Genomic DNA, 7,811 nt, shown 5'->3' on the forward strand with positions numbered 1-7,811 from the left:
GATGATTCTATTTCTTTGCATGATAGGTATTCTTTTATGTTTAATGCCAGCTTCTGCCNCCGATGATNCCGCCACCGCCTAAGGGGGCATGTTGNAATGAGCGATGTTGCTCCAGACATTCAAATGCTTGGATGGAGTTACCAAGCCAACGCCCCAAAGCATCGTTGGCAATATCCTTGATGCTTNTTGCCATGAATATTTCTTTTTTCCAAAANCCCATCCGGACAGTCATATATGCCCATAACTCCGTGTAGGAACGTCTGATGCTGNCGTCTATCTCGTCAATGGAATTGTTGATATCACCCAAAATGGTCATTAAATCCGAAGTGGTACAATTTCTTACACCAGTCATAATTTCGGCTAATTCAGAGTAGGACTTCCATAGCTGTGAAGCTCCATGATAAACACCCTCGACGGCTCGTTGACTGGCTTTGATGATTATGGTGTCGCTTGTCCAGATGGCTCCATGTTGGAGGATTTCCTTGTTGTAGGTATTCAATAGATCATAATAGGCTTCGAGATTACTCTTGCAACTNTTAAAACTGTTANAAGCATGGAAGCCAGTGGCGGTTGAGNTCAAAATGAGGTTGATAATATTGAAACACTTTCTATATTTGTCCAACTTCTTGTTGACCGCAGCGTAATCTTCCATAGAGTGCATACTCTTTTCATGATAANTAATCACGCCTTCCTCGGCAAGGGTACGCAATTCCAACATAGCCCTGACGGTCTTGTGGTTATGGATCATTGCTTCCAACGAGACGGGGTCGGTCGGGAAATCCAATGCCTTGGCTTCACTCGGAATAAATAGAAGACAAAGGCTCATCACCAATATGTATACCAATTTATTCATGTTCTCTATATTTATGCTATGTCTTAATTTTCGCCTGTTGTGGTGTTGTTTTGTAAAGAGGTACTTGCGGAAGTCTTCTTGGCTTTGTCACTTGCATCGTTCCACCGTTGCAGCGCATACTCGGCAATAGTTCCTCGTGACTTTCTTGTAATGGGGTTGAAGATGTGATTGGTCAAGAAATCCTTGATGGTCTGACGATCATTCATGACTTTTTCCAAAAGAACCAGCTGGGAATAGATTAANCTAAGTTGGTATTCCACGTTTCTGGCCACATCTAAACGATCGCTGGCCCAAAGCAANTGAATGGCATCTGGGTCTTCTTCNTTTGCCAAGTTCTTGGCATAGTTGTATCTTACCGAAATAGAACAGTCAGGCATGTCTTCCATCAATTGCTTTTGACGCTCGTTGACCTTTGCTGCACGCTCTTTCTCCGATAGNTTCACGTCAAGTTTCATAGTCTCTATGATATTCTCTGAAGAAAAAGAAGCAGAGAGCTTGTAGTCGACGCTCAATATGGCACGGTGAATCCTTATAAGATTCCATCCAAACCAAGGTATAAGATAACTTGGAGGTTGAGATAACGTGAGAGTGGCGGTGTAAGTTACCTCACTCTTTACCTGTGCACAATAAGCATGACGNACGAAAATATATTTATTGTCACCATTGGTCCACTCTCCGTCATCCTGCCAGGATAGCTTGTAAAGCCCTTCTAATTCTCTCATGTTTGCAGGAATACGATAAGGATCTCCATTGTCCTCAGTAAGATCTTTATAATATTCTGATATGGCAGTNTTTATCTTACCAAGATAAGACTGTATCTGCGAAAGCTGACGTTTTGAAGCTGCCTGATTTTTACTAATGGTTTCATAANGTGAACGTAGCTCGGAAACCTTGTTCTCATCATGTGCCATTTTGGCTTGTTTTATCTGCTCTATCAAGGCTCTCATCTCCCTATCCATGGAACGGATTTGCTCATTAATATTCTTNATATCGGCTTGATATTCTAACTTCTTTTTTTGCAGCATCTTGATATCATCGTTGCCAGACTTAGGAGAGGCTACCATGGCAAAATTCTTTGACTTGGGATCTTCCAGATGCTTTCCCTGATTACCGTTCTCCTTCCAGTTGAAGGACCCTTCTGCAAGGGTAGAGCCGTCGGCACAGCTGGCGGAGAACACAGCGGAATTNCAACCTTTCATCTTGTTCTCATCTGCCATTGTGTAGTATTTAGGAGCATCGTAGCCTAACTTGTAAACAACTTGCTGAGAGGGTTCTTTGTCACTCTCTAAGCTGTTGTAGTATTTGAGCTGATTATCCATTCTTTTCTTGAAAGTATTCTCATCCATAGACTCGGAGTCAAACACTTCTGAATAGACTTCCTGCTTGGAACTCCAAGACTCCCTGACNGTCATGTTCACAGTCCAGTGCATGCCACGCCAATGCGCTGAAGATTTCCACATGTTGCCATCTTTGTCTCTAATTATAATCCGCAAAACGAAACGTTCCGAAAAAACAAAACGAAGCGATGTGTTTCGTAAAACGAAATGTTCTTTTTTCGACTTCCCCACACATAACTTAAAAACGCCTCAGAAGACTCTGGGGCGTTTTAAGTTTCTTAATCATAAAAATCTCACACATTTAAGTCGAACTTCACGTTCTCATCACCATCAAGCAGTAGCCTTGTTCGCTCTAAATTGTTCTCGTATATGTGTACATTTCCGAGATTCAGTGTGATGTTCTTCAATGGTAGGTCTATCTGGCGTGCCATGAGATAGAGGTGGTATATATCTGCTGGCAGTCCAAGGTTCGCATCACTGCTTCGCTGGTAGGCTGACAATATCAGCTCACCTTTGTCAATTTGAAATTGTACAAGGCTGAGGCATGGTGCCTGGTTGCTCTCCGCACCTGTTTCACCAAGGAACAATACATAATTCTTGCTGTTCCGCTTCTCACGGTTTATCCTCGCTAACAATGGCGGCAGCTTCTCAAAGTAGGTGGGATAACTATTGACGAGCACGGAGCCACAATAGTCCCACCAGTTTATGCCTACCTCGCGGTATTTCTCCACTTGCCGCTCACCCTGCATAAAGAGTTGGAGTTCGTTCTTCAGTTTCTTTCTGGCTATGCCGTGGCTCTCGAATATATCGAGCAAGTCAGCAGGCGACAATGAAAGTTGCTCATTGAGCACGTAACGGATATTGCCTTTCTTGTTGGTCTGAGTTTTTCCTTGTTCCAGGATCTTGTTCAGTATCTGATAGTATTTGTTCATCGTTCAAACGGTATTAGAATGTTATTCAAGCAACATCCGTATAGAGCATGATGTCCGTGTAGGACGAACTGTAATTCATGTGAGCGTTGAACTCCTTGCGGTGGCAGTTCCTGAAAGGGTTGCCAAGGTTAGGGTGATTTCCCATCCAGTCGCACAGCTCTATGACGGAGGATTTGTTCGAGGTGAAATAGATGAATCTATGCCCAGCGAGAACTGTCAGCACATCAAGGTAATCGGACAGTTTCCAATACATTCTGTAGGTCTTGCTGTCCGTGCTCAGATAGGGCGGATCGACGAGGAACACAACGCCAGGTACGTCCTTGTAACGCTCAAATACTTCCTTATAATCGCAGGAGGTAATGGTCAGCCCATCGAGATAGTCGTCGCAGGGTGGGTAATCCACTCCCTTGATGTTATTATATAAAGTATCTTTCTCCAGGTCTGAATATTCCGTGGCATACTTCATTGAAAACAAAATAGATGAAGACAACGTGATATAATCCACATACCCGTGGGTACGCTCATGCTTGCGGATACACGACAGTACCTGTTCGCGCTGTGTACCTATGATAGCCTTGTGGCGTGGCACATCCACTATTGTCCGTAATTCTGAAAGCAAGGCATTCGTTTGGGGTAAGGCTTCCAGCCGTTTACGATAGCCGTCAAAGTCATTATACACAACGGTGGAGTTCGGCTTCTGACACTTGGCGATATGCGACAACAGACCGCTGCCGCCAAATAAATCCACGAAGGTTGTACCGTCAGGGTACTGCTGGAGTACCTTAATGTACTCCCGGGCAAACATCCGCTTCTGTCCCTGGAATGGAAGCGGTGCTGAAAGATGTTGTTTTCTCATTATCGCACTTATTTTGTGCGACAAAGGTTGTCATATTCGGTGAAGCAGAAGAACAATCTCACCAAATCATACTGCAAGCGGTTTGCAGTCACTTTTGAATCGCTTGATGAGTGTGTACACTTTACGCTCGCTCACCGCATACCTTTCCGAAAGCAGGGCAACAATATATGATACTTTCTCCCCACGCTTCAGCAAGTTGGTGTAATCTGTATATAAGTCCACAAACTCTTCGTCTTCCAGGCGTATTCCCGCTATTTTGAGCCTTTTTATCAGCTCCCTGTTAAATTTCAAGACCTCAATTATCTTCATCATTATAATATTTTGTATCTTTGCAATATCTCACTTACATAAACGCAAAAAGAAGTACCGCAACGAGGGTATTGGCCCCCAGTCGTGCGGTACTTCGTATTGCTTTAATATGTAGGTGAGATGACTATTAACAGGCCGGGGGCTTTTTATTTTTCTCCCCCGAATGTTTCTTTACAACATTATACCATTCATAGTTTTATCAATAATGTTATGGTGATAAAAGGCATCGTTTGTATTATTCTTTGCCCAGCTTTTTGTTGAAAAATATGGCTTATTATTACTCCAATGAGCTTCTTCCGAAATCTTACTTCTGTATACTTTGAAATTAAAAAATTATTTCCAATATTTGCAGTGACGATTCCGTAGCTAATGACTACCGATTCGTCGACTGCGGGGGCTGGCCATAGGTCAGCCGTCCGTTTTTTTATTTGCTTATGATGTCTTCGACTTCCTTGTTAATGGCCTCTTCGATTTTCTTGTCCAGCTCGCGGCTTTCTCCAATGAACTGCCGCTGCGGTATGTGTATGGTTGAGCCTACTGGCTTTTGTGCCATGTGGTACCAGAAGTCGGCCTCGGAATTCTTGTGTTTCCTTGCCCACGAGTCTCCGTTTTCCTCCCGGAACTTTGCCCAGAAGAATCGTTTCATTCTTTTTGTTACTACGATGTCTCCACCTGAATTGTGTATGTCGGCGTATGGTACGGATGTACCTACGGTTACGGCTGCGTCGGTGGGCGCATAGGCTATGGATCCGTAGAGGCTCTGCCGTGATGACATGAGCGGCTTATACTGTTTGCCGGCCCCGTGCGCGTACTGCTGTCTGTGCGTGCGCTGCCATGGATGCAGTCCCCCGTCAACGAACCCACCCTTCCGGAAGTTGTCCTGGAAGTGGTCTTTTGCCATGCGTCCGACCTTGACGGGCAGGGTGCGTTGTCTGGCATGCTCTATCTCGCGGCTATACTGCTGTAGGAGCTGTAGAAACTGCTGGGGTGTCATGGTTGGTGCTTTTTTATTTGTATTTGCTGTTTTTTCCTCATTTTGTTTAGCGTTTGAGAAATAATGTGTACATTTGCATCAGCTTCGCAAGAAGTTAGGGACAGGGCGCAAGCCGTGTACCACCCGAGGGCGTTTTTTAGCGTCCTCTTTTTTTTTATCACATTTCTTCTTCATTTTATTTTGTTGTTTTGAAATTATTACTTATATTTGCGGTGAGAATAGTCTTGACGTCTATGCTGGATTGTATTTCCAGCCGTGACATTGAGGCTATTTTTTGTTTAGTCCTATGAGTACATTCGGGCTATCAGAAACGCTGTAGAGCATGATGCTACCATCTTGATACTCCTTGACGATGATCCAACTCTTGTCGGCTTTGATTTCAATTTCGAAAATGTGTACGAACTTGGTTCCCGCCTTTTGTGACACATCGGTCTTTTTCCCAAGATACTTTGCGTTTTGAAGTACTTTCCCTATAGAGAGTATCATCAAGTTTTTTTCCTGATAGTGTATGTGCGGCTGGTTTGTCCATTCGTCAATACTTCTTCTTGAAATTTTGATTTTCCCTTTTAATTTCGGGTGTGAAATTGTTGTTCCCTGCAGGGTTTTCCTTGCCTCTTTCTTGATTTCCTGAAATTCCTCTTTTCTTACTGCTTTCTCGACGGCCTCTCTGGCCCCCGGGTACGCATTTGCGATGTAGGGGTGCGATGGTTCGAAGAGCTGCGCCGTGCGGCCTGGGTTGCTGTCGAGCCCCGGCTGGGGGTCGTGGGCGTTTGCCGGGTCGGCGGGCACCGTGGTTGTGGGTTTGTCGGTGGCGCGCAAGTCGCACTTGCAGTTCCATCGGTCTCCCGGTCTGTGTTGTTCCCAGAAGGGGTGGTCAACGGGCAGTATAGTTCCCCAGAAAGGCATGTGGTCTGCTCCCGGGTTGGGTGATGTGGATGGCATCCACTCGAGGTTTGGAAGTACATCTTTCTCTCGCTGGAACTGCTGCCAGTTGGCAGCTTGCCTTGCGCGGAGCACGGCGGTGTCGTACTCCGTTCGCAGCCATGCCTTGCACTGGTGTGAGGTAATGTCCTGCACATCGTTTTTCCACCGTTCAAACGGCTTTAGATTGCCGTTTGAATCCATGAGCTGCCGTGCGACATCGTTCTGCAGCCGGTGCGTCTTGAACGCTGCGAATACGGCTGTGTTGTGTCGCAGCGCGTTGAGAAAGTCGTCTTCTGGCCTTTGAGCCTGTCTGATTCCCTTGTCGGCAGCGGTGTTGAGTGTGGACACGAACGCGTGGAAGAATGCCGGCTCGATGTCGGTTTTTGGATTGAAGTTTCGCCTGTAGATGTTGTGAAGTGCACGTTCGATGACTTCGTCGGACATCGCAAAGCCCTTTTCGGTCGATGCGAGGCAGCACTTTCCTTCGTGCCCATAGTAGAGGTCGTTGACTACCAGTCTAAATGAGCCCCGTCCTGCGGGGCCTGGGCGAAAAAATGGTGTACGTTCTTTTGCTGTTGTTTCTTACCATCACTCTTCCCTTTTTGGTCGTCGTTGTTTTGCGGCTGCACTTGAGAATCGGAACGAGTTTTATTTTTCTCGTTAGTACGGGAATTGTCGTCCGGGTCTTCCTGTGGCTCCATTACAGGCATGTTGTTCCTACGCTCTCCCACTGGCATGGAATACTTTTCAGCGAAGTAAGCCGGATCCACTTCGTATCGGTCAGCCACCATCGTTTCGTAAGCCACCTGCTGCTCCGGCGTGAAATCAACGGAGTAGTCCCAGTCGAATCGGAATCCCTCGAGTGGGAATCCATGCGCCACCATGCGTGGCAAGAGCTGATTGTTGATGATATCCCTGAGCATATCGGCATCCTCTTCCACAAGGTTTTGGAACACCTGCAAGTGGGTCTGACTTTGCGAGAGGCTGCTTCCGTCCTCAATGGTCATGGTCTGTCCGATGATGAGTTTCGAGAGTTCTGAGTTGGAGCGATCCACGCGCTGGTTGTAGACATTGTAAGCATCGCCACGTGTGGATTCGATAAACTCAAGTTCGGTGTCGAGTGGCATGACGGCGGTCTGCGAGGCACCTGCCTCGATGAGCATGCGGTTCAACCGGTCTATCTCCTTGCTATCACGCGAGGCAGTCTTAGCTATGCGCATGGGCATGCCGAAAATTTCGCCGAAGGTGTCCCAGAAAGCGAGCATATTTTTCTTTGGGATAGTGTGCTGCGCAGCTTTTAAGAACAACCCGAGATTGTCTGGCTGTCCCGCCTCTATGAGCCAGCTGGAAAACGGCGGCTTGCGGTAATCAATTCCCGTGTTCCAGCTTTGCCCAAGGTCGCTCACGACACGTCCATATTCAGGAATGACATGTTTGCGCGGTATGAGCCTAACGCCACTATAGCAAGCGCACCCGTCGCCGTCCTGCACGATGTCTCCCAGCTCAATGAGCGAGTGTCCCCAGTATACGGAATCAAGCGCGAGACGGCACAGCTGCTTGAACCACGACTGGTCGAAATAATGCAATGCCTCGTCGCTCTCGTTCC

At 46.5% G+C, this 7,811-nt stretch carries 6 protein-coding genes; all 6 read right to left on the bottom strand.

Annotated features, from left to right (window positions below; translation table 11 throughout):
* Nucleotides 1-2,483: 2,483 nt before the first annotated feature.
* A complete protein-coding gene (locus tag HMPREF9304_RS12580) occupies nt 2,484-3,122 on the bottom strand; it encodes a thymidylate synthase (protein WP_036929785.1) in 639 nt (212 codons plus the stop codon).
* A 25-nt stretch (nt 3,123-3,147) separates the two neighbouring features.
* Nucleotides 3,148-3,978, bottom strand: coding sequence for a DNA adenine methylase (locus tag HMPREF9304_RS12585; RefSeq protein ID WP_036929787.1), 831 nt, complete (start codon nt 3,976-3,978; stop codon nt 3,148-3,150).
* 66 nt (nt 3,979-4,044) lie between these two features.
* The gene (locus tag HMPREF9304_RS12590) at nt 4,045-4,287 is read right to left on the bottom strand and encodes a hypothetical protein (RefSeq protein ID WP_036929793.1); all 243 of its coding nucleotides are present in this window, start codon (nt 4,285-4,287) and stop codon (nt 4,045-4,047) included.
* A gap of 424 nt (nt 4,288-4,711) precedes the next feature.
* On the bottom strand, nt 4,712-5,281 hold the full coding sequence (locus tag HMPREF9304_RS12595) for a phage virion morphogenesis family protein (protein ID WP_036929789.1): 570 nt from the start codon (nt 5,279-5,281) through the stop codon (nt 4,712-4,714).
* Nucleotides 5,282-5,548: 267 nt separating this feature from the next.
* Complete coding sequence (locus tag HMPREF9304_RS12600) at nt 5,549-6,553, bottom strand: LPD3 domain-containing protein (protein ID WP_231564540.1); 1,005 nt, start codon at nt 6,551-6,553, stop codon at nt 5,549-5,551.
* A 161-nt stretch (nt 6,554-6,714) separates the two neighbouring features.
* The coding region (locus HMPREF9304_RS12605) for a phage portal protein family protein (protein ID WP_081953725.1) at nt 6,715-7,811 on the bottom strand (1,097 nt) is incomplete at its 5' end.

This window comes from Hoylesella timonensis S9-PR14 (assembly GCF_000762405.1).
In the GTDB taxonomy this organism is placed as follows: Bacteria; Bacteroidota; Bacteroidia; order Bacteroidales; family Bacteroidaceae; genus Prevotella; species Prevotella timonensis_A.

What these genes read in the sequence shown, in the direction of transcription:
- HMPREF9304_RS12580 (WP_036929785.1), bottom strand. Translation starts at nt 3,122, where the DNA reads ATGAACAAATACTATCAGATACTGAACAAGATCCTGGAACAAGGAAAA.
- HMPREF9304_RS12585 (WP_036929787.1), bottom strand. Translation starts at nt 3,978, where the DNA reads ATGAGAAAACAACATCTTTCAGCACCGCTTCCATTCCAGGGACAGAAG.
- HMPREF9304_RS12590 (WP_036929793.1), bottom strand. Translation starts at nt 4,287, where the DNA reads ATGAAGATAATTGAGGTCTTGAAATTTAACAGGGAGCTGATAAAAAGG.
- HMPREF9304_RS12595 (WP_036929789.1), bottom strand. Translation starts at nt 5,281, where the DNA reads ATGACACCCCAGCAGTTTCTACAGCTCCTACAGCAGTATAGCCGCGAG.